Origin of the sequence: Pseudacidovorax sp. 1753 (assembly GCF_040544975.1) — a bacterium.
Taxonomy (GTDB): Bacteria; Pseudomonadota; Gammaproteobacteria; order Burkholderiales; family Burkholderiaceae_C; genus Xenophilus.
Genome location: NZ_JBEPKY010000006.1, coordinates 83960 through 106219 on the forward strand (window position 1 = coordinate 83960; position 22260 = coordinate 106219).

Genomic DNA, 22260 nt, shown 5'->3' on the forward strand with positions numbered 1-22260 from the left:
GGTCAGGCTCCCAACAGTGCGTTGGCGATCACGTTGCGCTGCACCTCGGAGGTGCCGCCCGCGATGGTGCGGGCGCGGGTGAACATGTAGTTCTGGATCCAGGTGGCGGCGGGCAGCTCCTCGCCGCCCTCCTCGGCCAGGAAGCGGTGCGCCGCCTCGGGGCCGACCGCATCGAGGGCGATGGTGGTCAGGCGCTGCGCCACGTCGGCGCAGGTCATCTTGATGGCCGAGGGCTGCACGCCCAGGGGCCGCTGGTGGATCAGGTCGTCGGTGGCCTGGGCCATCATGACGCGGGCGCCCTGCAGCTCGGCTTCGCACAGCAGCAGCTTGTGTTGCAGCACGCCGAAGTCGCGCCGTCCGCCGGCGGCCTGCGCGGCCTGCTGCAGCAGGGCCGAGACCTGGCGGTGCATCAGTGCGAGCCGCGCCACGTTGGCCGGGGGCAGGCGCTCGCGCTCCAGCAGGAACTTGGCGCAGGTCCAGCCCTTGCCTTCTTCGCCGATCAGGTTGTCCGTGCGCACCCGCACCTCGTCGAAGAAGACCTCGTTGAGGTGGTGCCAGCCGTCGATGGTGCGGATGGGCCGCACGGTGATGCCGGGCGTGTCCATGGGCACCAGCAGCAGCGAGATGCCCTCCTGCTTCTTCGCCTCCTTCGAGGTGCGCACCAGCATGTAGATCATGCTGGCCTCGTGCGCGTGGGAGGTCCAGATCTTCTGGCCGTTGACCACCCAGTCGTCGCCGTCGCGGCGGGCGCTGGTCTGCAGCGAGGCCAGGTCGGAGCCCGAGCCCGGCTCCGAATAGCCCTGGCACCACCAGTCCGAGCCATCGAGGATGCGCGGCAGGAAGCGGGCCTTCTGCTCGGGCGTGCCGAAGCGGATGATGACCGGGCCGATGTGGCCCAGGCCGTGGTGGTACAGCGGCGGGCAGTCGTTCTCGGCCATCACCTCTTCGAAGATCAGGCGCTGGCGGATGTCCCAGCCGGTGCCGCCGACCTCGACCGGCCAGCTGGGGGCGCCCCAGCCGCGGTCGTTCAGGATCTTCTGCCAGGCCTGGTACTCGCGCTTGGTGATCTTCTGGCCGCCGGCCACCACGGCCCGGATCTCGGGCGGGCAGGCCTGGCGGGCGAAGGTCTCCAGTTCACGCCGGAACGCGGCGTAGTCGATGGACATCGTGTCTCCTCGTCTCTCACTCAATCGGGAATGGCGCCGGGCACTCGGGCCGCGGCGCGTCGGTGTGGTCGCTCAGCCGCGACGCAGCTGATCGATCAGCGCATCGAGCGCGGCGGCGGCGCCTTCGGCATCGCGCTCGCGCAGGTGATGCACCACGGCGCGCCGCAGCGGGTACAGGTCGGGCCGCGCGCGCACCGACAGCACATGGGTCATGCGCTCGCGCAGCACCGTGGTCATGGTCTGGGCCATGAGCATCAGCGCATCGTTGTGGCCGGCGGCGGCAATGGCGCCGAAGAAGGCGCTGGCCGAATCGATGCGGGCCTTGAGCGGCGCGTCCTCGGGATGCGCCTCGATCAGCCCGGCGGCCGCCTCGATGGCGTCGATCTCGGCCTCGCTCGCCCGTTCGCAGGCCAGGCGCAGCAGCCGGCCGTAGAGCGTGCGGTAGGCCTCGTCCACATCGGCATCGCCCATGCCGCCCTGCACCACGCGGTGGCGCAGCGACTCGGCCAGGCGCATGTAGGCGCCCTTGTAGAACACCAGCGCCTGCTCGCCCGTGCCGGCACCCAGGTGGTGCACCTCGCCGATGAAGATGACATGGTCGCCCGCGTCATGGGCGGCGAACAGGCTGCATTCGAAGCTGGCCAGGCAATCGTCCAGCAGCGGCATGCCCAGCCCGCCCTCGCGCCAGGCCACGCCCTCGAACTTGTGCGCGATCCTGCTGGAGGCGAAGCGGCCCGACAGCGCGTCCTGGTGCTCGCCCAGGATGTGGATGGCGAAGCCCGCGGCCTGCTGGAAGGTGTCGAGCAGGCGGCTCGCCTTGCGCAGGCTGAACAGCACCAGCGGCGGCTCCAGCGAGACCGAGCTGAAGCTGTTGCAGGTCAGCCCCGCGGGCTGGCCGTCGGCCGTGCGCGTGGTGACGATGGCCACGCCCGTCGGAAAGCAGCCCAGGTGCTGGCGCAGCAGCGCGGGCTCGATGGCGGGCCGGGTGCGTTCGGCGGTGGCAAGCGCGGTCATGGCGGAACCTCGGCGTGCGGCTCAGGCCGCGGCCAGTTCGGGTTGGGCGGCGGCGGCGCGGTGCGGCGGGTCGTTGGCGATCTCCTGCTGCACGGTGGGGATGATGACCTCGGCCCAGGTGCGCAGCTGGCGCAGCATGGTGGGGTGGTCGAAGTCGCCCATCTGGGTCTGGAAACAGTAGTGCACCGGCTTGAGGGTTCGAATCTCCTTGACCACGCGCTCGATCACCGTGTCGATGCTGCCCACGGGCAGCAGGGCGCGCATCTCGTCCAGCGTGGGCTCGCCCTCGACGATGCCCTCTTCCACCTGGTAGTCGTCGGCGATCTGCGCCGTGCGGCGCTTGAGGCTGACGGCGATGCGGCGCTGGTAGCGGGCGCAGTCCAGGTACTTCTCGACCTCGGCCTTGTCGTTGCTGGCATAGGCGGCGCGCAGCAGGCCCACGGGCACGGCGGCCGGGTCCTTGCCCTCCTGCGTGGCCACACGGTCGATGAGGGCGCGGGTGCTGGCCAGTTTCTCCAGGCCGCCGTCGCCGCCGGAGACGAACACATGGTGGTTGCCGCGCACGGCGCGGGCGACGAAGCTCGGGTCCACGCTGGTGATCCACATCGGCGGGCCGGGCTGCTGCACCGCGCGCTGGCTGATGGCACTCATGGGCTGCTGGTAGTACTGCCCGTCGTAGCTGAACTTGGGCTGCTTGAGGCCCAGCTCCAGCATGTCCAGCATCTCGAAGGTGCGGGCCTTGGCCGTCTCCAGTGCGACGCCGAAGCGCTCGAATTCGAAGTGCTGGTAGCCCGAGCCGATGCCCAGATTGAGCCGCCCGTTGGACAGCTGGTCCACCATCGCCACATCGGCGATCAGGCGGGCCGGCGTGTACAGCGGCGCCACCACGATGCCCGTGCCCAGGCGGATGCGGCGCGTGGCGGCGGCGCAATGCGCGATCATCGTCAGCGGCGACGAGCACATGCCGTAGTTGCTGAAGTGGTGCTCGGCATACCATGCCGCGCCGAAGCCCAGCTCGTCCGCCAGGCGTGTCTGCTCCACCGCGTCCCGCAGGATCTCGTGCGAGGTCTTATGTTTGTTCCGCTGCTGCATCAGAATGAAGATTCCGAAGTCCATGGCCTTTGCTCCTGATCGTTGGTTCGTGACGTGGATCAATGCTAGGAACGCCCCGGCCTGCCAGCGCACCGGCATGCGCACACCTTCTTTGCGTCTTTCGAAATGAAGGCCCTCGACTCGCTGCGCATCTTCGTCACCACCCAGCGCAAGGGCAGCCTGTCGGCCGCGGCGCGCAGCCTGAGCCTGTCGCCGGCCACCATCTCGCGCCGGATCAGCGCGCTGGAGGAAGAGCTGGGCGTGCAGCTGGTGGACCGCACCAGCCGCAACCTCAAGATGACCGAGGCCGGCCAGGCCTTCCTGTCACGCGCGGAGGGCGTGCTGGAGGCCATGGCCGATGCCGAGCAGGCCGCGCGCAGCGCCCGCCAGCGGCCCGAAGGCCGGCTGCGGGTGCACTCGCGCACGCACATCGGCCTGCGCGTGTTGGCGCCACTGCTGCCGCGCTTTGCCCAGCGCTATCCGGACATCCAGGTGCAGATCGAGCTGTCGGAGCATCCGGTCAACCTGGTCGAGCACGACTTCGACGTGGACATCCGCACCGGCGAATCCAACGACTCGGGCTTCGTCATCAAGCGGCTGCTGTCCAGCGACGAGGTGCTGGTGGCCAGCCCCGCCTACCTCAAGACCAATTCACGCATCAGGCACCCGAACGACCTGCCGCAGGCCCGATGCCTCACCTACCGGCGCGAACACGAGGCCACGAGCTGGAAGTACGTGGACGAGCAGGGCGCGCAGCAGGAGCTGGCGATCCAGGGTGTGCTCAGCGCCAACAACGGCGAGATGCTGCGCCTGGCCGCGCTGGGCGGCATGGGCGTGGCGCTGCTGTCCGAGCCCACGGTGCGCAGCAACCTGCAGGACGGCACCCTGGTGCGCCTGCTGCCCGAGTACCGCTTCGCGGTGCGGGCGTTTTCCAACGGCATCTTCGCGGTGTTCCGCCAGAACCGCGCCCTGCCGCTGAAGGTGCGGGCCTTCGTGGATTTCGTGGCCGAGGCGCTGCAGGACGACGCGCCGGCCGATGTCTGAGGCCGTCGCAGCGCTCGCCGCAGGCAGGCCATGGCCGACCCCATGCCGCGCGCCCGCGCGGCTGACACCGAAAGGAACCGCATCATGATCGACCACCTCGACCATCTCGTGCTCACGACTTCCCGTCCGGCGGCCTGCGTCGACTTCTACACCCGTGTTCTCGGCATGCAGCTGGAAAGCTTCGTCGGCGGCACGCCGCCCGTCGAGCGGCAGGCCCTGAAGTTCGGCCCCCAGAAGATCAACATCCATGTCCAGGGTTCGGAGTTCGAGCCCAAGGCCCACCTTCCGGTGCCCGGCGCGCTGGACCTGTGCTTCATCTCTGCGGTGCCCCTGGACGAGGTGCTCGCACGGCTGGCGGCCCACGGCTGGCCGGTGATCGAAGGCCCCGTCGAGCGCACCGGCGCGACGGGGAAGATCCGCTCGGTCTACGTGCGCGACCCCGACCTGAACCTGATCGAGATTTCCGAGCGGATCTGAGCCGGCACCGCGCCGAGCGCGGTGCGGTGCCGGCGAGGGGCAGCCGCCCGTCAGCGGCAGCTGAAGCTGCCGGCCGACTCGATGCTGCCCGAGCCGTTGTAGACCGCTTCCTTCGGATACGGACACAGCGGACGGGTGCGGCCCGGCCAAGCGACGCCGGCGGCGGCGCGTGCGGTGGCCACCATCACGTCGGGCGCCTGGCCCTTCTCGACCCAGTTGACCACGGCGCCGAAGGCATCGAACTGGTCGGTGCCGTACTTGCCGCCGCTGCAGTGGTCCATGCCGGGCACCGCGAAGGCGCGGGCGAACTTGTCGGCCTCGGTGCGGCCGTAGCGTGCGATCACGCGGTCCTGGTACCTGGACAGATCGGTGAAGGAGAAGGCCCAGTCGGCCGTGCCGTTGAACGACAGGATCTTGCCGCCCCGCGCGCGGAAGGCGTCCATGTCGGCCGAGTCCGCGTCCGTGAACTCGTGGCCGGAGCGCGTGTAGATGCCGGACACGTCGAAGATCTTGGCGTACTCGGCATCCAGGTCGGCCGTGCGGGCGTAGCCGAGCAGGTCGGGCGTGACCGTCGGCGGCGTGGTGTACACGTGCGAGGCCTCGCCCGCGAAGATGGCGTAGTACAGCTGGGCGGGCGTGCCGACCGTGTCGATCATGCCGGGGTCATAGGGCCAAGGTCCGTAGATCTGGCGGCCGGTGGACGTCTTCGCACCCTCGAAGAACTTCTTCACATAGGCGGCCTTGTCGGCGCTGAGGCAGTTGCTGGTGGCGCCGCCGGTGCAGACCCACTGGGACGGATCGGGGTTGCAGGCGCTGGGCTTGCTGACCATGCCGTCGGTGACGCCGTCGGCCGCGTCGCAGCTGGCGAGGATGCGGTTGCGCACCGTGTCCTTCTCCGCACTCGTGAGCGCATTGAAGATGTCGGGCTTGCCGTCGGTGCCCAAGGGCGCCACCGACGCCGCCGCCTGGGCACGGAAGATCGAGCCCTCGAGCGCCGCCGCCGTCAGGCGAAAGCCGGGCGCGCCGGCCACGATGCCGTCGAACAGCTGTGGGTAGCGCTGGGCCGCAACCATCGCCTGGCGCCCGCCGTTGGAGCAGCCGACGAAATAGGAGCGGCTGGGCTGCATGCCATAGAGCTGCTTCATCACCGCCTGCGACGAGCCGGCCACCAGCGGCAGCTGCTTGTCGCCGTATTCGTCACGGGCCTGCGGATCGACCGCGAACAGGAAGGTGACGTTCGAGCTCATGTCGAAGGGCGCCTCGTGCCCCGAGTCGGTGGTCACGACCGCATAGCCGTCCAGCAGCGCGTTGCGCGTGGCGCCACCCCCGGGATAGGCGCCGAGCGCGGCCGGCACGCTGCCGTCCACGCCGCTGCCGCCCTGGTAGAAGAAGCGCTGGTTCCAGTCCTTGGGCAGCCGCAGTTCGAAGAGGATCGCGTAGGGCTTGCCGTCGACGCCCGTGCGCGAATTGAGTTCGCCGCGCACCAGGCAGTGGTCGGGTGTGGACGATGCGGGGCTCGCCGTGTTGGTCACGCCCGCCGTGTAGACCGCGCTGACCAGCTTTCCGTTGGCCAGCGGCAGCCCGGCCAGTGCACTGCACTGGGCCTCGAAGCTCGCCTCAGGCGCCGGCGCAGGCGCGCTGCTCGTGGAGGTCCCGCTTGAAGCGGGCGCGGGCGCTGCTGCCGTGGGCGCAAAGCTCGTGCCCCCGCCACTTCCTCCGCATGCGGTCACCAGCAGCGTGGCGGCCGCAGCCACACCAGTCACACACCATCCTTGTAACTTCATCATGGAATCCCTCGCGATGATTGAGTTGGAATCAGATTGCACAGGCGCGAGCACCGTCCGCAGCCTCGCCATGCCGCCTTGATTGTTTGTATGCAAACAATCGGACGCAGCCACTTAGCAGAATCCGAGCCAGGGCCGGCGCACCGGCCTGGCACACGAAAGCACAATGCCCCGATGAGCTATCGACTGGATGAACAGGTCGGCTTCCTGCTGCGGGTTCTCTATCAGCGCAATGCGGAACTGCTGACCCAGGCCCTGGACGGACTGACGCCCACCCAGTGGGCGGTGATCTCCAAGCTGGCCCAGGTGCAGGAGTGCTCGCAGAACCTGTTGGGGCGCATGACCGCCATGGATGCCGCCACGATCAAGGGCGTGGCGGACCGCCTGGCAGCACGGGGACTGGTGCAGTTCCAGGACGACCCGGCGCACCGGCGCCGGGTCCTGGTCTCGCTGACACCGGAGGGCCTGGCGCTTTACGAACGACTTGCCGATGCCGCCGCCGGCGTCAGCGACGCCACGCTGGCGCGCCTGAGCCCGGCGCAGGCGGCCAAGCTGGTGCAGTTGCTGAAGCTCGCGGCCGGCTGAGCCGCTGCGGCCGAGAGCGGCGCTCGCCGCTATCCGCCGAAGCGCTGCGTGGGCAAGCCCGCCACCGACAGCCCGTCGACGACGAACAGGCCGCCGTCCTGCGGCAGCCGGCCTTCCAGCCGGGCGCTGCGCGAGATGCTGGTCACATACAGCCGCGTCAAGCCCGGCCCGCCGAAGCACAGGCTGGTCGGGTACGTCAGCGGCAGCGGCACCAGCCGCTCCAGTTCGCCCGACGGCGAGAAGCGGGCCAGTTGCGCCGCGCGCACCATGACGCTCCAGACGAAGCCCTCGGCGTCCACCGTTGCGCCATCGGGGCCGGAGTCGAAAGCATGCGTCTCGACGAAGCGGCGCTTGTTGGCCAGCGCGCCCTGCGGGTCGTAGTCGTAAGCCCAGATGACGCGCGCCAGGCTGTCGGCCAGGTAGAGCGTGCGTCCGTCGGGGCTGAAGCAGGGGCCGTTGGCAAAGCCGATGTCGTCGGCCAGTTGCTCCACGCGACCTGCCGGCGACAGCCGGTAAAGCCCGCCGCGCACCGGCACATCCGCCGGCCGGTTCATGTGCATGGTGCCGGCCACGAAGTTGCCCGCCGCGTCGCACTTGCCGTCGTTGAGCCGCACGTCGAGATCCGAGAGGCCGATGTCGCCAAGCATCGTCAGCCGGCGCGTGCCGAAGTCGTAGCGGCCGAAGCCATGGCGCAGCGCCACCACCACCGCATCGCCTTGGGCCGGCGCGATGGCGCCCAGGGGCGCAGGCAGCGCATGCGATTCCAGCGCGCCGGTGGCGGGGTGCAGGCGGTGCATCGTGCCGGCCAGCGCATCGATCCAGCACAGGGCCTGCGCCTCGGCGTCCCAGCAGGGGCTTTCGCCCAGCTGGTCGCGCGTGGTGCCCAGGCGGCGGATGTCGAGATGCGGCATGCCCCGCAGTGTGCGCAGCCGGTCCGGGCCCCGATGTGCAGGACACGGAAAGCATCTTTTCATTGATCGAGATCAAGGTCTGTGGACACCCCCCTAGACTGGCCGCCACGCCCGAGACAGGGCCCAAGACCCGGAGACACACCATGAGCCATCGCCGCCACTTCCTGGCCGGCCTGCTGCTCGGCGCCTGCGCGCTGAGCCCGGCCTTCGCCCAGCAGAACGTCACCCGCATCGTGGTGCCCTTCGCCGCCGGGGGCGGTACCGACCAGTACTGCCGCATCCTGGCCCAGGAGCTGAACAAGCACGGCATGAACGTCATCATCGACAACAAGCCCGGTGCGAGCGGCATCCTGGCGGCCGACTACGTGGCCCGCTCCAAGCCGGACGGCCAGACGGTGCTGGTCTCGTCGCTCGGCACGCTGGCCAACAACATCGCGCTGTACGACAAGCTGCCCTACGACCCGGCCAAGGACTTCGCCTCGGTCACGCAGATCGCCTATCAGCCCTCGGTGATCGTGGGCCGCACCGACCTGCCCTACAAGAACATCAAGGAGATGGTGGCCTATGCCAAGGCCAACCCCGGCAAGATCAACCGCGGCTCGCCGGGTGCCTCCATCCTGACCAACCTGGCGCCCATCGCCTTCGAGCGCGCCCAGGGCTTCAGCACCACGCACATCCCCTTCAACGGCGACGCGCCGGCACTGCAGGCCCTGCTGGGTGGGCAGATCGACATCCACGGGACTTCCATCACCGGCTCGCTGCCCTACATCAAGGCCGGCAAGCTGCGCGTGCTGGGCGTGATGGACGACCAGCGCCTGCCGCAGATGCCCGACGCCCCCACCTTCAAGGAGATGGGCTACGACATGGTGGCCACGCTCTGGTATTCGTTCTCGGTGCCGGCCGGCACGCCGCGCGCCGCGATCGACAAATTGAACAAGGCCGTCAACCAGGTGATCGCCGACCCCGAGTTCGTGGCCCGCGCCCGCGCCATCGGCATGGAGCCGCGCGGGAGCACGCCCGAAGAGCTGGACCGCTTCGTCAAGACCGAATCGGACCGCTGGCTGCCATTGCTGCAGAGCCTGAACATCCCCAAGCAAGGCACTTGAAGCCCCGCCCGCCATGACGTCCCTGTCTCCCGCCCCGCTCGCCGGCCTGCGTGTGCTGGACCTGTCCCGCGTGATGGCGGGCCCGCTGTGCGCGCAGGCGCTGGCGGACCTGGGCGCGGAGGTGATCAAGGTGGAGCATCCCGAGCGCGGGGACGACACGCGCGACTGGGGGCTGCGCATCGGCCAGCACAACACCACCTACTTCAACAGCTGCAACCGCAACAAGCGCTCGGTGGCCCTCGACCTGCAGACGCCCGAGGGCCGCGACATGGCGCGGCAGCTGGCGGCGAAGAGCGACGTGCTGATCCAGAACTTCAAGCACGGTGGTGCCGAGAAGATGGGCCTGGGCTATGAGGACCTGAAGGCGCTGAATCCCGGGCTCGTCTACTGCTCCATCGCGGGTTACTCGGCGCTGGGGCCGGAGCGCGCGCGTCCGGGCTACGACCTGGTGATCCAGGGCGAGACGGGCCTGATGGCGATGAACGGCGAGGAGGGCCAGGGCCCGCTCAAGTTCGGCATCGCGGCAGTGGACATGTTCACCGGCATGTATGCGGGACAGGCGATCCTGGCCGTGCTGCACGAGCGCCACCGCACGGGCCGTGGGCGGCACATCCAGATGTCGCTGTACGACGGCGGCATGATGATCACGTCGTACTACGGTCTCACGGCCTGGATGCAGCAGGCCGATCCGCCCAAGTTCGGCAACTCGCATCCATCGATCGTGCCGTACGGTGTGTTCGACGCGGCCGACGGACCCGTGGTGATCGCGGTGGGCAACAACGGTCAGTTCCGCAAGTTCTGCGAGGCCGTGATCGACCGGCCGGACCTGCCGCAAGACCCGCGCTTCGCGCAGAACACCGAGCGCTCGAAGCACCGCGCCGTGCTGCTGCCCATCCTGCTGGCCGAGATCGCGAAGCATCCGCGGGCGCTGCTGATCGGGCGCATGGATGCCGCGGGCATTCCCTGCGGCGAGGTGCTGGGGCTGTACGAGGCGCTCGGTTCGAAGCGCACGCGTGAGGTGGGCCTGTGGCACAGCTTCGAGGACAGCGAGGCCGGCACGCAGGGCGTGCACGCACCGCCTTACGTGTTCGACGGCCAGCGCGCGCCGGTGCACCAGCCGCCGCCGCATCTGGGCGAGCACACGGCCGAGGTGCTGGGCGAGCTGCTCGGTTTGCAGGGCAGCGATCTGGAAGGTCTGCGGGCGCGGCAGGTGATCCGGTAGCGCGGGTTCGTCGGGGTCTCACTGACCGGCGGGAAAGATCCGCCGCTTCTCCTGCGTCGACCGGCGGTCGTGTCCTGGGACGATGGGTGGCAGGGGCCTGGTGCGCTGGCGAAGCGTCTCGGGGCAGTGGTGGTAGGACGCTGGTGCACTGGCAATAGGGCCTCGGGCACTGGCAATAGGGCGCCGGGCACTGGCGATAGGGGTACTAACCCGGCGGAGGACGCCGGCATGCGCGCTCCCGGTGCACGCTCGCGCCGACCGGCTTGCTGCACGACACGGGTGCCCGCTCTCCACCGACGTGCTTGCCGCACTGCACGGCGCCGCGAATGGCACCTCCGCACGCACACCGGCATCCTCCGCCTCGACGTTGCGCGCGAGCCCTCCGCTGTTCAGGTCATGGGGCCTTGAGACCATCAGGGCCGTGGAGTCCTTGAGTCCTTGAGTCCTTGAGTCCTGAAGTCCTGATCCTGCGTTTCAGGGCAAGGCGGGCCCGTCAACCCCCAGACCGTTCGAGCTGAGCCTGTCGAAGCCTCGCACCTGTGGGCGGCACGCAGGCAGGTCAAGCAGCGCCGGGCATTTGCGCCGCGCTCCGCTCTGCCCTTCGACGAGCTCAGGGCGAACGGAGTTAGGACCCGTATGGCCGAACCCGGCCGTTCGGGCGCAGCGTCGAGGCGGAGGATGCCGGTGTGCGTGCGGAGGTGCCATTCGCGGCGCCGTGCAGTGCCCCGAGCACGTCGGTGGAAAGCGAGCACCCGTCCGGCGAGGCAAGCCGGTCAGCGCGAGCGTGCACCGGGAGCGCGCATGCCGGCGTCCTCTGCCGGGTTAGCTTCACGGCACCCGCCATGCCACCCTTGAGGCGCACCAAGCACCAAGCACCAAGCACCAAGCACCAAGCACCAAGCACCAAGCATCAGACACCAGGCACCAATCACCACACCCGAGAACGCAAACGCGCAGACGGGCCCGCTCAATCGGCCAGCCGATACCCCGCCGCCGCAATCGTCCGCTTGGCAATGTTGAGCTGATGGATCTGGCTCGTGCCCTCGTACAGCCGGAACAGCCGCACGTCCCGGTAGAAGCGCTCGATCGGATGGCCCTGGATGAAGCCCGTGCCGCCCAGCATCTGTACGCACCGGTCGGCCACGCGGCCGCACATCTCGGATGCGAAGTACTTGCAGATCGACGCCTGCAACGTCACATCCTGCCCCGCATCGCGCTCGCGCGCCGTCTGCAGGATCAGCGCGCGCGCCGCCTGGATCTCGGTCTGGCAATCGGCAATCAGCGCCTGCATCAGCTGGAAGGCCGCCACCGGCTGGCCGAACTGCCGGCGCTGCGTCGTCCAGGCGATGGCCTCGTCCAGCATGCGGATCGCCGGCCCCGTGCACAGCGCCGCCAGGTGGATGCGCTGCTTGTTCAGCACCTTCATCGCGGTCTTGAAGCCCGTGCCCTCGGTCCCGCCGATGAGGTGGCTGGCCGGCACCCGGCAGTCCTGCAGATGCACCTCCGACACGGGCGATCCGGCCTGGCCCATCTTGCGGTAGGGCGTGCCAGTACCCAGGCCGGGCATGTCCCGCTCGACGAGGAAGGCGCTGATGCCGCGTGCGCTCGCGTCCTGCGGATCGGTACGCGCCATCACCGTGAACAGACCGGCGATGGGCGCGTTGGTGATGAAGCATTTGGTGCCGTTCAACACATAGTGATCGCCGTCGCGCACGGCCGTGGTCTTGAGCGCCGTGGCGTCCGAACCGGCTTCGGGCTCGGTCAGCGCGAAGGCGCCCGTGAGCTGGCCGCTGGCGAGCAGCGGCAGGTAGCGGTCCTTCTGCGCGGGCGTGCCATCGGCCACCAGCGCCTCGGAACCGATGCCGGTGTTGGTGCCCACGCGCGCCCGGAAAGCCACCGAGGCCTGCGAGAGTTCCATCGCCGCCAGCACCAGCTCTTCCGTCGTCATGCCGGCGCCGCCCCAGGCCTCGGGGATGGACCAGCCGAAGAAGCCCAGGCGCGCCATGTCCTCCACCAGGTCGGCGGGCACCTCGTCGCGGACCTCGACCTCGGCCTCGCGCGGGATCAGGCGCTCGCGCACATAGCGGCGCAGGGATTGCAGGGTTTCGTCGAAGGCGGCGGTGTCGCGGATCATGGTCGTGGGGGATGAAGGATGAAGGGGAGAAGGGTGGGCCGTGGGCCAAGGTCACTCAGTCATGCCCTGCGCGTGTGCCCAGGCTTCGACAGGCTCAGCCCGAACGGCTCTGGGTCGGCCATCGTGCATTGGGCCGTGAGGCGGGGGGACGGAGAGGCTCCACGGCGTGGCTGGCACCTCACAGCGCACCGGCCGCACGCAGCCCGCGCAGGTCCTCGGCCGTGAGCCCCAGCGCGCCGAAGACCTCGGCGTTGTGCTCGCCCACCGCCGGGCCGGTGCGCGGCGGCGCGAAGGCATGGCCGCCGAAGCGCGGGACCACGGCCGGCGCCGGCACCGAGCCCAGCTCGGCATCGGGCAGGCGCACGATGGCGTCCCGCGCCGCGAAGTGCGGATCGGCCAGCACGTCGTCGATGTCGTAGACCTTGCAGAAGGGCACCGAATGCGCATCGAGCGCGGCCCGCAGCTCGTCATGGCTGTGCGCGGCGCACCAGGCGGCGACGCGTCCGTCCAGCGCATCGAGGTGCCGCACCCGCAGCGGGTTGGTGGTGAAGCGCGGGTCGGCCGCCATGTCGGGCGCCTGCATGGCCACGCACAGGCGCCGGAAGATGGCATCCGACGAGCCCACGAGCGTGATCCAGTCGCCGTCCTTCGTGCGATAGATGTTGGACGGCGCGGTGTAGGTGGCGCGGGCGCCGCTGCGCTGGCGCGCCTGGCCGGTGCGCTCGCGCTCCACGGCCAGCGGCTCCAGCACGCGCAGCAGCGCCTCGGTGGCCGACAGGTCGATCTCGCGGCCGGGCGCATCGGGGCAACGCGCCCGCTCGGCGGCCGCTGCGGCGATGGCGAAGGCGCCGAACAGGCCGGCCATCGAATCGCCCAGCGGAAAGTTGACATGCTGCGGCGGGCCGTCCGCCTCGCCGGTCAGATGGGCCAGGCCACCCATCGCTTCGAAGATGCGCGCGAAGCCGGGCCGGCCCGCATAGGGCCCGGTCTGGCCGAAGCCGGTGAGCCGCAGCACGATGAGGCGCGGATTGGCCTGGTGCAGCGTTGCCAGGTCCAGTCCCCAGCGGTCGAACGTGCCGGGGCGGAAGTTCTCCACCAGCACGTCCATGCCGGCCACCAGACGCAGAAACAACGCGCGACCGACGTCGGTGCGCACGTCGAGCGTGATGCCGCGCTTGCCGCGGTTGAGCACCTTCCAGTACAGGGCATGGCCGGGCTCCACCGGCGCCAGCGAGCGCAGGGCGTCACTGCCGTCGGGCAGTTCCAGCTTGGTCACCTCGGCACCCAGATCGGCGCAGAGCGTGGCGGCGAAGGGCGCGGCCACGACGGTGGCCATGTCCAGGATGCGCAGGCCGTGCAGCGGCCCTTGCGCGGGATCGAAAGCGTCGGGCATGCCTCAGTCCACCCGCGCGCCGGTGGACTTCACCAGCGCCGCCCAGCTGCGGCTGTCCTTGGCGATGAGCGCGCCGAAGTCCTCGGGGCTGCCGCCGCCGGGCTCGGCGCCCAGGTCCACCAGGCGCTTGCGGATCTCCGGCTTGGCCACGGCCGCCACCGCCACTTCGTTCAGCTTCGCGACGATGGGTCTGGGCGTGCCGGCCGGCACCATCAGGCCCTTCCAGGCGGTGACGTTGAAGCCGGGCAGGCCGGACTCGGCCACGGTGGGAATGTCGGGGGCACCGCTCGCGCGCGACGGGCTGGCCACGCCCAGGGCCCGCAGGCGGCCGGACTGCACCTGGGGCAGCAGCGCCGGCATGTTGTCGATCATCACCGTGATCTGGCCCGAGATCAGGTCGTTCATGGCCGGCGCGCTGCCCTTGTAGGGCACATGGACCATCTGCGTGCCCGCCATCTGGTTGAACAACTCGCCACCCAGGTGCGCGGGCGTGCCGTTGCCCGGCGAGCCGAAGGAGACCTTGCCCGGATTGGCCTTGGCATAGGCGATGAACTCGCGCACATCGCGCGCCGGCACCGACGGCGTGACGGCCATGAGCTGATGGTCGCGCGCCAGCAGCACCACCGGCGCCAGGTCGGTGGCCGGGTTGTAGGGCATGCGGCCGTACAGGCTGGGATTGATGGCGATGGGGCCGGCCGCCGCCAGCAGCAGCGTGTAGCCGTCGGCCGGCGACTTGGCCACCATGTCACCGGCGATGTTGCCGCCGGCGCCGGGGCGGTTGTCCACCACCACGGGTTGGCCCAGTCCGGCGCGCAGTTCCTCGGCGATGAGCCGGCCCACCACGTCGGCAGAGCCGCCGGGCGCGAAGGGCACGACCAGGCGGATCGGCTTGGTGGGATAGGCGGCCTGCGCCGAGGCCAGCGGCGCGGCCAGTGCGAGGCCGGCCGCCAGCGTGGCGGCCATCAGTTGCTTGAACATGGTTGTCTCCGAGGATGCATGCGCTCGTTGGCGCGACGTGGCCCGAAGACTAGGCAGACGCAATCCTGCCGCCAAACGCTGTTTCGCTATATTGGACAGACCGCACCCCGCACATACCCCCTCCCCTGCCCTCCTCCTTGATGCCGACCGCCGACCCGCGCTTCGCCGCCACGCTGGCCCATGGCCTGGACGTGCTGGAAGCCTTTGCCGGCGCGCCCGCCGTGCTGACCAATGCGGCGCTCGCGCAGCGCACCGGCCTCGCCCGCGCCACCATCACACGCCTCACCACCACGCTGGCCAGCCGCGGCCTCGTCGTCCCCGCCGGCGAAGGGCGTGGCCACCGGCTGGGCAGCGGCGCGCTGACGCTGGGCTATCCGCTGCTCGCGCAGCTGGGCCTGCGACGCATCGCCCGGCTGCCGATGAAGCAGCTGGCCGATGCGCTGGGCGCCTCGGTGTCGCTGGGCATGCGCGACCGGCACCGCATGGTCTATGTGGAGACCTGGCGCAACAACGACCCGCTCACCTTTCAGCCCGACCTGGGGGCGCCGCTGCCCCTGCTGGACACGGCCATTGGCCGCGCCTGGCTGGCCACAGCGACGCCATCGGAACGCGAAGCAGCCCGCGTGGCGCTCGCCGTCGTGGACGGCGCGCAAGCCAGCCGCTTCGACCGCGTGCTGCGCGAAGCCCAGCGGCAGTGGGCCGCGCAGGGCTTCTGCCACTCCGAAGGCGACTGGCTGCCCGACGTGCACGCGGTGGCCGTGCCGCTGCGCATCACGCTGCAGGGCGAGCACCTGCTGCTCAACGCCGGCCTGCCCGCGCGGCGGCTGGCACCGCGCGCGTTGCAGCGGGAGATCGGCCCATGTCTCGTGCAGCTGGCACGCACCATCGAGGCCGACTGGCAGCGCGCCCTGCTGCGCGACGGCGCGGGCCAGCCACCGGCCGTGCCACCCGCGCCCGCCTGGCTGGTGGGCCACGGAACGGCGGCCGTGCAGGACGATCCACGCGATGGCGGCTTCGCCCGCACGCTGGCGCATGGCATCGACCTGCTGCGCAGCTTCACGCCGGGCGAGCCCGCCCTGGGCATCCGCGCGCTGGCGCGGCGGCTGGGGCTGGCGCCCAACACCGTGCAGCGACTGGTGCACACGCTGATGGAACGCGGCTATCTGCGGCGCGACGAGGCCACGGCCGGCTACCGCCTGGCGCCGGCCGTGCTGGCCGCGGCCTATCCCATGCTCTCGGGACTGCCGCTGCGACGTCGCGCCCGGCCCGCCATGCTGGCGCTGGCCGCGCGCACCGGCGGCGCCGTCTCGCTGGGCCTGACACACGAGACCAGCATGGTCTATGTCGAGACCGCCTGGCAGACCGACGCGCGCCTGCTGCCGCCCGACACCGGCGCCCCCATGCCCATGCTGCACACCGCCATGGGCCGGGCCTGGCTGGCCAGCGTGGACCACCCGACGCGCGAGGCCCTGCTGCACCGCCTGCGCCTGACGCAACCCGAGGCCTTCGCGCCGCTATGGCCGGCCGCCAGTGCGGCCATGGCCGACTGCCGGCGGCAGGGGTGGTGCAGCTCGGCCGACTTCCGTCCCGAGATCGTGGCGGTGGCCGTGCCCTTCAGCCGACCTGTCGAGGGCCTGCGCTACGTGATGAACTGCGGCGTGCTGCGCGACCAGGCGGCCGACCCCCGCCGGCTGGCGCAGATCGGCGCCTGGCTGCGCGAGACGGTGGTGGAGCTGGAGACGCCTGGCCCGGCCGGCTGAGCTGCCCGGCGGGCCGCCATCGGTTGCCAGCCCCACCGGCTGCGGAGCGTGGGGGCCGGTCGTCCCATGTCAGGCTGGGCCGCTTCGATCATGGCTCGTGGTGCGCATCGAAAGCCTTGTTGCAATGCGAACGAGAGGCCCATCGTGGTCGCTCGCTGGTGGTCTCCCTGGCGGATCACGCGGCCGGCGCCCCGGCCGGAAGGTGGAGAAAGCGCGCCGCATTCCGATGCAGGAGCGCCTGGGCCGTCGGGGCATCGAAGCCTGCGGCCTCGATGCGCTCCACCGGCATGCGATCGCGGAAGTTGAAGGGGTAGTCGGTGCCCACCATCAACTGGCCGGCACCGAACTGATCGACCAGATGGCGAAGCGTCCGCGCATCGAAGACAAGCGTGTCGTAGAACAGTTGGCGAGCCTGTTCCACCGGCGAGGCGCCGAGGCTCTGCCTCAGTTCAGGAAAGACGTCCCAGCCCTGTTGCAGGCGCGGCAACAACGATGCGAGCGTGCCGCCTCCGTGGCTGAAGGCGATGCGCAATCTCGGGCGGCGCGACATCAGATTGCCGGTGATGACCGATGCCGCCGCCAATCCGACGTCCCCCGGATAGGCCAGCACCTGTTGCAGAGAGGCGGGGCCGACGAGCCGCTCCATGCCCGCCGGTCGCAGTGCGTGGACGAACACCGCGGCGCCGAGCCCTTCGCAGGCCTCGAAGAATGGATCGAGCTGTGGTGCACCGACCGGCACGCCATTGATGTTGCTGCCGATCTCCACGCCGGCGAATCCGAGCGTCTTGACCACGTACTCCAGCTCCGCAATGGCCAGGTCCAGATCCTGGAGCGGAACCGCACCCAGCGCCGCGATACGGCCGCCTCCCTCGTTCACCATCGATGCCATGCAGTCGTTGGTGTAGCGAAGCAGCTGCTGCGCGTCCGCAGCCGCCATCCAGTAGGAGAGCAGCTCCGGCATCGGCGAGATCACCTGCATGGCCAGGCCCATGGCGGCGAGATCGTCGAGACGCCGGGCGGTGTTCCAGCAGCCGTCGGAGACGGTGCGATACACCTTGCCCGCGATGATCACGTGGCGATGGCAGGCATGGGCGGGAGCCATCGACGGCCACTCGGCGGGAAGCCTGTCGCCGATATAGCTCGGAAAGTTCTCCGGCACCACATGCGCGTGGACATCGATGCCGCACGGGCAGGCTGCAGGGTGTTTCATCGTGTTCCGGGTTGGCGCCGGGGGCGGCCATCGACAGCCTCTCGATCGCGGAAACGGCCCGCACCGGCAACGGCGCCCACGGCGGGCGCCGCGCCCCGGTGCCCATGCGCGACGTATCGCACGGCGGCCAGGCTCAGCCCCACTGCAGCCCGACGGCCTCCACGCCCGCGATGCAGATCAGCTCGTCCTCGTCGCCCGTGCCACCGCTGGCGCCCACGGCGCCGATCACCGTGCCGGCGGCATCCTTGATGACCACGGCGCCGGTCTGCGGCAGGAAGCGGCCCTGCGCCGTGGCCGACAGCGAGACGAAGAAGTTCGGGTTGTCGCGGGCCCGTTCGGCCAGCGCACGGCTGGCCACGCCCATGCCCACCGCACCCCAGGCCTTGGCCCGGGCGACGTCGAAGCGGAACATGCTGGCGCCGTCCTCGCTGGCAAAGGCCTTGAGGTGGCCGGCGCCGTCGAGCACGGCCACGGCCATGGGTTTGAAGCCGCGTTCGCGCGAACGCGCCAGGGCGGCGGCCAGCAGGCGCTGGGCCTGGTCGAGGGTGAGGGAGGCGGTCATGGCGTGTTCCAGGAAGTGCGTCAAAAAGCGATCAGGCCGATGGGGCCGCAGGCAGGCGCGTGAGCGCCTCGAAACCGTACTGGTTCATGCTGCCGAACATCGGCCCGGCCGGATGGGGCAGGAAGTCGGTGCGGCAGTCCAGCACCGCCGGCAGGCCGCTGGCCCAGGCCCGTTCCATGGCCGGACGCACGTCCTGCGGCGCCAGCACGCGCTCGCCGTGGCAGCCGAAGCCGCGTGCCACCGCCGCATAGTCGGTACCCGACAGGTCGGTGCCCAGCTCGAAGTCCAGCGCCTTGCGCTGGCCGGCGCGGATGATGCCCCAGGCCTCGTTGTTGTGGATCACCACCAGCACGGGCAGCCGGTGGCGCCGCGCCGTATCCAGTTCGCTCAGCGTGAAACCGAAGGAGCCGTCGCCCGTGATCAGCGCCACCGGCCGGCCCGGATGCACCGCCTGCAGCGCCAGTGCATAGGGCAGGCCGAAGCCGAGGTGGCTCATGCCCGGCTCGTGGAAGCGCGTGCGCGGTGCGTTCACGGGCGTCAGGTCGTTGGACCAGAACGTGGTGTGGCCGCCATCGAACACCGCCAGTGCGTCGGCCGGCAGTGCTGCGCCGATCTCGCGCGCCAGCGCCGCCGGATGCATGGCGGCGCCCTCCTCGCGGGGCGCATCGGCCGCGGCATGCAGGGCGGCCTCGTAGCGCTGGCGGCCTTCCCTCATGCGCGGCAACCAGTCGGCCTCCACCGCCAGCTCGCCGGTCTGCAGGGCAGCGCACAGGTCGTCCAGCGCGGCGCGGGCGTCCGCCTGCATCGCCACCTCGTGCACCGCCGGATGGCCCAGCGCCGAGGGGTCGAGGTTGATGGCGATGGTGCGATGGCTGCGCCGGGCCAGCGGGCCCTGCGCGTCCCACATCCAGGACGACCAGCGGCAGCCCACGGCCACGATCACGTCCGCCTCGGCAAAGGCCGCCTGCACCGGGGCACCGGCGATGAGGCCGCCATGACCGATGAAATGTGCACTGGTGGTGGGCACCACGCCCAGCGCCATCTGCGTGGGCACCACCGGGCAGCCCAGGCGCGCGGCCAGGTCCTGCACCTGCGCCGCCGCGTCGCTGGCCACCACCCCGCCACCCGCCACGATCAGCGGACGGCGCGCCGCGCGCAGCAACGCGGCCGCCTGCGCCACAGACTGGGCATCCGGCCGCGGCCGACCGATGGCGCGGTAGCGGTGCGGCGGCAGGTCGAACTCGTCATCGGCGAAGGCGCAGCGCTGGGCCAGCACGTCCTGCGGAATGTCCAGGTGCACCGGACCGGGCCGGCCACCCAGGGCTTCGCGCAGCGCGCGGCGCACCAGCTCGGGCAGGCGCCGGGCGTCGTGGACGACGGCATTCCACTTCGTGATGGCGCGGCTCACGGCCACCGCATCCAGGTCCATGAACATGCCGCTGTGCGGGTAGGCGGCGGCGCGGTGCTGGTTGGTGGTGATGGCCAGCAGCGGCAATTGGTTGGCAAAGGCCACACCCAGGCCCGAGATCAGGTTGAGCCCGCCCGGCCCCATCTCGCCGATGGCCACGGCCAGCCGGCCGGTTCCGGCGAAGGTGGCCGCCGCCATCATGGGCGCCGCGGCCTCGTGCCGGGTGCCGATGAAGCGCAGCCCCGGCTGGCCCGCGATGGCATGCAGCAGCGGCGCCAGCTTGCCGCCCACGATGCCGTAGGCCTGCTCCACGCCCTCGACCGCCAGCAGCCGCACCAGCGCCTGCGCACCCGTCAGTTCGATCACCATGCTGTCAGTCCTCCGCGGTAAAGCCCGAGGACTTCACGATGGGCGCCCAGCGCGCCAGATCGCCGCGCACCAGTTGGGCGAATTCCTCCGGCGACTGGTGGAAGGGCTGCAGCCCGTTCCTGGCCAGGCTGTCGACCAGCGCCGGATCGCGCAGGCCTTCGCCCACCAGCGCGTTCAGCTGCTGCACCCGCTCGCGCGGCGCGCGGGCCGGCAGGAACCAGCCCAGCCATTCTTGCACCACCACGTCGGCGAGTCCCTGTTCGACGAAGGTGGGCACATCGGGCAGGAAGGGCGAGCGCTGCGCACTGGAGACGGCCAGTCCGCGCAGCCGGCCACTGCGGATGTAAGGCATGACCTCGCCCAGCACGCTGATGCTCACCGGCACCTGGCCGCCCAGCACATCGTTGAGCAGCGGCGCGCCGCCCTTGTAGGGCACGGCCGTGAGCTTGCGGCCGCTGTGGCGCTCCAGCAGCATGCCCACGAAGTGCAGGGCCGAGCCCGCCGCCGGCACGCCATAGGTGGCGGCCTGCGGATTGGCCTGCACCCACTTGAGGTAGTCGGCCAGCGTACGTACCTCGGCCGGCACGCCGGGCCCGGCGGTGAGCACGAAGGCATAGTTGACCGTGCTGCACACCGGCACGAAGTCCGCGAGCGGGTCATAGCTCAGCTTGCGGTAGGTGTTGGGGTACAGCGTCATCGGCGAGCTGGGGATCTGCAGGATCGTCATGCCGTCGGGCACCGCCCGGCGCACGTAGTCCACCGCGATGCGGCCGCCGGCGCCCACCCGGGCATCGACCACCACGCCGGGCGCATAGCGCCCGCGCAGCTTCTCGGCCAGCGGGCGCGCCACCTGATCGCCCATGCCGCCGGCCGGAAAGCCCGAGATGATGAAGGCGGTGCGCTCGGCCTGTGCGTGTGCAAGGGACGGGCCCAGCGCACCGGCGAGCGCGCCCGCGCCGGCCTGGCGGATGAAGTCGCGGCGTTGCATGTCGCTTCCCCCGGCCCGGCTCATTCGGGCTGCAGGCCGATGGTCTTGACGGCCACCGCCCAGCGCTCGCGCTCGGCCTTCATGAAGCTGCCGAACTCGGCCGGGCTCATGGGGCCTTCGGCCATCGTGCCCAGCGCGGCCAGGCGCTGCGCGGTCTCGGGCTGGGCCATGACCTTGTCCAGGTCGGCATTGATGCGGGCCACGACCGCAGCGGGCGTGCCGGCCGGCGCGAAGACGCCGTTCCAGCCGGTGAACTCGAAGCCCGGCAGGGTCTCGGCCACGGTGGCCACCTGCGGCCACTGCGGCAGCCGCTTGCCGGTGCTCACGGCCAGCGCACGCACCTGCCCCCCCTGGATGTAGGCGGTGAGGGCCGCCTCGGGCAGGCACACCAGCTGCAGCCGGCCGCCCAGCAGGTCCTGCAGCGCCTCGGGCGCCTTGGTGTAGGGCACCTGGTTGAGCTTGATGCCGGCGGTGGCGGCCATGCTGTCGAGCACCATGCCCGAGAAGGTCTTGGGCCCCTCGGTGCCCGCGGCCAGCATCCCGGGCTGGGCCTTGGCGCGGGCGATGAGGTCGGGCAGGTCCTTGGCCGGGAAGCTGGCCGCGGCAGCCAGCACGAAGGGGCTGCGCCCGACCAGCCGCACCGGCACGAAGTCGCGCGCCGGGTCGTAGGGCAGCGACTTGAAGGTGAACACGTTGGTCACCATGGCCGCGGTGGTGGCGTAGTAGAGCGTGTAGCCGTCGGGTGCGGCACGGGCCGCCACCTGGGCGCCGATCACGTTCTGGCCGCCGGGGCGGTTGTCGATGATCACGGCCTGCTGCCACAGGCGCGAAAGCTGGTCGCCGATCTGGCGGGCCAGGATGTCCGGCCCCGAGCCCGCGGGCTGCGAGAGCACGAAGCGCACGGGCTTCTCGGGCCAGGACTGGGCGCGCGCCGCAGGGGCGGCAAGGGGCAGGGCCAGGGCGGCCAGGGCCTGCTGGAATTGGCGTCGGTTCATGGTGCGTTGTCTCCGTCTGTGGTTGTTGTCGTCGTCGAAAGCGTGGCCTGCCTCGCCGCCGT

General features: G+C 70.7%; 19 protein-coding genes. 6 read left to right on the forward strand and 13 right to left on the reverse strand.

The window, feature by feature from the left end; all coding sequences use genetic code 11:
• Nucleotides 1-2: 2 nt before the first annotated feature.
• The 3 genes from ABIC63_RS08910 to ABIC63_RS08920 all read right to left on the reverse strand — a co-directional run bounded on the left by ABIC63_RS08910 (nt 3) and on the right by ABIC63_RS08920 (nt 3296).
• Nucleotides 3-1166, reverse strand: a complete 1164-nt coding sequence (locus ABIC63_RS08910) for an acyl-CoA dehydrogenase family protein (RefSeq protein ID WP_354319481.1) — start codon at nt 1164-1166, stop codon at nt 3-5.
• A gap of 72 nt (nt 1167-1238) precedes the next feature.
• Entirely contained in the window at nt 1239-2180 is a 942-nt protein-coding gene (locus tag ABIC63_RS08915; RefSeq protein ID WP_354319482.1) for a flavin reductase family protein, read from the reverse strand.
• Nucleotides 2181-2201: 21 nt separating this feature from the next.
• Nucleotides 2202-3296 (reverse strand): LLM class flavin-dependent oxidoreductase, encoded by a 1095-nt coding sequence (locus ABIC63_RS08920; RefSeq protein WP_354319483.1) that lies wholly within the window; start codon nt 3294-3296, stop codon nt 2202-2204.
• A gap of 102 nt (nt 3297-3398) precedes the next feature.
• Between ABIC63_RS08920 and ABIC63_RS08925 the strand changes: the two genes are divergently transcribed.
• The gene (locus tag ABIC63_RS08925) at nt 3399-4316 is read left to right on the forward strand and encodes a LysR family transcriptional regulator (RefSeq protein ID WP_354319484.1); all 918 of its coding nucleotides are present in this window, start codon (nt 3399-3401) and stop codon (nt 4314-4316) included.
• Between the two features lie 84 nt (nt 4317-4400).
• Complete coding sequence (locus ABIC63_RS08930; protein ID WP_354319485.1) at nt 4401-4793, forward strand: VOC family protein; 393 nt, start codon at nt 4401-4403, stop codon at nt 4791-4793.
• Nucleotides 4794-4843: 50 nt separating this feature from the next.
• Here the strand turns inward: ABIC63_RS08930 and ABIC63_RS08935 are convergent, their stop codons facing one another.
• Nucleotides 4844-6556, reverse strand: a complete 1713-nt coding sequence (locus ABIC63_RS08935; RefSeq protein ID WP_354319486.1) for a tannase/feruloyl esterase family alpha/beta hydrolase — start codon at nt 6554-6556, stop codon at nt 4844-4846.
• A gap of 195 nt (nt 6557-6751) precedes the next feature.
• Between ABIC63_RS08935 and ABIC63_RS08940 the strand changes: the two genes are divergently transcribed.
• Complete coding sequence (locus ABIC63_RS08940; protein ID WP_354319487.1) at nt 6752-7162, forward strand: MarR family winged helix-turn-helix transcriptional regulator; 411 nt, start codon at nt 6752-6754, stop codon at nt 7160-7162.
• A 29-nt stretch (nt 7163-7191) separates the two neighbouring features.
• Here ABIC63_RS08940 and ABIC63_RS08945 read toward each other — a convergent pair whose 3' ends face one another.
• Nucleotides 7192-8073: an SMP-30/gluconolactonase/LRE family protein gene (locus tag ABIC63_RS08945; protein ID WP_354319488.1), complete on the reverse strand. Its 882-nt coding sequence runs from the start codon at nt 8071-8073 to the stop codon at nt 7192-7194.
• 143 nt (nt 8074-8216) lie between these two features.
• Here ABIC63_RS08945 and ABIC63_RS08950 point away from each other — a divergent pair, with 143 nt between their 5' ends.
• Both ABIC63_RS08950 and ABIC63_RS08955 read left to right on the forward strand, forming a co-directional pair.
• Nucleotides 8217-9179 carry a Bug family tripartite tricarboxylate transporter substrate binding protein gene (locus ABIC63_RS08950; RefSeq protein WP_354319489.1) on the forward strand — a complete coding sequence of 321 codons (963 nt, stop codon included), beginning with the start codon at nt 8217-8219 and terminating at the stop codon, nt 9177-9179.
• Between the two features lie 13 nt (nt 9180-9192).
• A complete protein-coding gene (locus tag ABIC63_RS08955) occupies nt 9193-10401 on the forward strand; it encodes a CaiB/BaiF CoA transferase family protein (protein WP_354319490.1) in 1209 nt (402 codons plus the stop codon).
• 967 nt (nt 10402-11368) lie between these two features.
• On the opposite strand, the gene ABIC63_RS08960 is transcribed toward ABIC63_RS08955, so the two are convergent.
• The 3 genes from ABIC63_RS08960 to ABIC63_RS08970 all read right to left on the reverse strand — a co-directional run bounded on the left by ABIC63_RS08960 (nt 11369) and on the right by ABIC63_RS08970 (nt 14906).
• Complete coding sequence (locus tag ABIC63_RS08960; RefSeq protein ID WP_354319491.1) at nt 11369-12535, reverse strand: acyl-CoA dehydrogenase family protein; 1167 nt, start codon at nt 12533-12535, stop codon at nt 11369-11371.
• 178 nt (nt 12536-12713) lie between these two features.
• On the reverse strand, nt 12714-13928 hold the full coding sequence (locus tag ABIC63_RS08965) for a CaiB/BaiF CoA transferase family protein (RefSeq protein ID WP_354319492.1): 1215 nt from the start codon (nt 13926-13928) through the stop codon (nt 12714-12716).
• Between the two features lie 3 nt (nt 13929-13931).
• Nucleotides 13932-14906, reverse strand: a complete 975-nt coding sequence (locus tag ABIC63_RS08970) for a Bug family tripartite tricarboxylate transporter substrate binding protein (protein ID WP_354319493.1) — start codon at nt 14904-14906, stop codon at nt 13932-13934.
• A gap of 140 nt (nt 14907-15046) precedes the next feature.
• Between ABIC63_RS08970 and ABIC63_RS08975 the strand changes: the two genes are divergently transcribed.
• Entirely contained in the window at nt 15047-16666 is a 1620-nt protein-coding gene (locus ABIC63_RS08975) for an IclR family transcriptional regulator (protein WP_354319494.1), read from the forward strand.
• Between the two features lie 175 nt (nt 16667-16841).
• Here ABIC63_RS08975 and ABIC63_RS08980 read toward each other — a convergent pair whose 3' ends face one another.
• The 5 genes from ABIC63_RS08980 to ABIC63_RS09000 form a co-directional block, all read right to left on the reverse strand.
• Complete coding sequence (locus tag ABIC63_RS08980; protein WP_354319495.1) at nt 16842-17876, reverse strand: amidohydrolase family protein; 1035 nt, start codon at nt 17874-17876, stop codon at nt 16842-16844.
• 133 nt (nt 17877-18009) lie between these two features.
• A complete protein-coding gene (locus ABIC63_RS08985) occupies nt 18010-18438 on the reverse strand; it encodes a GlcG/HbpS family heme-binding protein (RefSeq protein ID WP_295529351.1) in 429 nt (142 codons plus the stop codon).
• 31 nt (nt 18439-18469) lie between these two features.
• The gene (locus tag ABIC63_RS08990; RefSeq protein ID WP_354319496.1) at nt 18470-20215 is read right to left on the reverse strand and encodes a thiamine pyrophosphate-binding protein; all 1746 of its coding nucleotides are present in this window, start codon (nt 20213-20215) and stop codon (nt 18470-18472) included.
• A 4-nt stretch (nt 20216-20219) separates the two neighbouring features.
• Nucleotides 20220-21203 (reverse strand): tripartite tricarboxylate transporter substrate-binding protein, encoded by a 984-nt coding sequence (locus ABIC63_RS08995; protein ID WP_354319497.1) that lies wholly within the window; start codon nt 21201-21203, stop codon nt 20220-20222.
• A gap of 20 nt (nt 21204-21223) precedes the next feature.
• Nucleotides 21224-22198 (reverse strand): Bug family tripartite tricarboxylate transporter substrate binding protein, encoded by a 975-nt coding sequence (locus ABIC63_RS09000; RefSeq protein WP_354319498.1) that lies wholly within the window; start codon nt 22196-22198, stop codon nt 21224-21226.
• Between the last annotated feature and the right edge of the window lie 62 nt (nt 22199-22260).

Excerpts from the sequence above, each read along its gene's own strand:
- ABIC63_RS09000 (WP_354319498.1), bottom strand. The coding sequence starts at position 22,198 with ATGAACCGACGCCAATTCCAGCAGGCCCTGGCCGCCCTGGCCCTGCCC.
- ABIC63_RS08930 (WP_354319485.1), top strand. The coding sequence starts at position 4,401 with ATGATCGACCACCTCGACCATCTCGTGCTCACGACTTCCCGTCCGGCG.
- ABIC63_RS08975 (WP_354319494.1), top strand. The coding sequence starts at position 15,047 with ATGCCGACCGCCGACCCGCGCTTCGCCGCCACGCTGGCCCATGGCCTG.
- ABIC63_RS08925 (WP_354319484.1), top strand. The coding sequence starts at position 3,399 with ATGAAGGCCCTCGACTCGCTGCGCATCTTCGTCACCACCCAGCGCAAG.
- ABIC63_RS08915 (WP_354319482.1), bottom strand. The coding sequence starts at position 2,180 with ATGACCGCGCTTGCCACCGCCGAACGCACCCGGCCCGCCATCGAGCCC.
- ABIC63_RS08945 (WP_354319488.1), bottom strand. The coding sequence starts at position 8,073 with ATGCCGCATCTCGACATCCGCCGCCTGGGCACCACGCGCGACCAGCTG.
- ABIC63_RS08940 (WP_354319487.1), top strand. The coding sequence starts at position 6,752 with ATGAGCTATCGACTGGATGAACAGGTCGGCTTCCTGCTGCGGGTTCTC.
- ABIC63_RS08995 (WP_354319497.1), bottom strand. The coding sequence starts at position 21,203 with ATGCAACGCCGCGACTTCATCCGCCAGGCCGGCGCGGGCGCGCTCGCC.
- ABIC63_RS08955 (WP_354319490.1), top strand. The coding sequence starts at position 9,193 with ATGACGTCCCTGTCTCCCGCCCCGCTCGCCGGCCTGCGTGTGCTGGAC.
- ABIC63_RS08985 (WP_295529351.1), bottom strand. The coding sequence starts at position 18,438 with ATGACCGCCTCCCTCACCCTCGACCAGGCCCAGCGCCTGCTGGCCGCC.
- ABIC63_RS08960 (WP_354319491.1), bottom strand. The coding sequence starts at position 12,535 with ATGATCCGCGACACCGCCGCCTTCGACGAAACCCTGCAATCCCTGCGC.
- ABIC63_RS08965 (WP_354319492.1), bottom strand. The coding sequence starts at position 13,928 with ATGCCCGACGCTTTCGATCCCGCGCAAGGGCCGCTGCACGGCCTGCGC.
- ABIC63_RS08920 (WP_354319483.1), bottom strand. The coding sequence starts at position 3,296 with ATGGACTTCGGAATCTTCATTCTGATGCAGCAGCGGAACAAACATAAG.
- ABIC63_RS08990 (WP_354319496.1), bottom strand. The coding sequence starts at position 20,215 with ATGGTGATCGAACTGACGGGTGCGCAGGCGCTGGTGCGGCTGCTGGCG.
- ABIC63_RS08910 (WP_354319481.1), bottom strand. The coding sequence starts at position 1,166 with ATGTCCATCGACTACGCCGCGTTCCGGCGTGAACTGGAGACCTTCGCC.
- ABIC63_RS08980 (WP_354319495.1), bottom strand. The coding sequence starts at position 17,876 with ATGAAACACCCTGCAGCCTGCCCGTGCGGCATCGATGTCCACGCGCAT.
- ABIC63_RS08970 (WP_354319493.1), bottom strand. The coding sequence starts at position 14,906 with ATGTTCAAGCAACTGATGGCCGCCACGCTGGCGGCCGGCCTCGCACTG.
- ABIC63_RS08950 (WP_354319489.1), top strand. The coding sequence starts at position 8,217 with ATGAGCCATCGCCGCCACTTCCTGGCCGGCCTGCTGCTCGGCGCCTGC.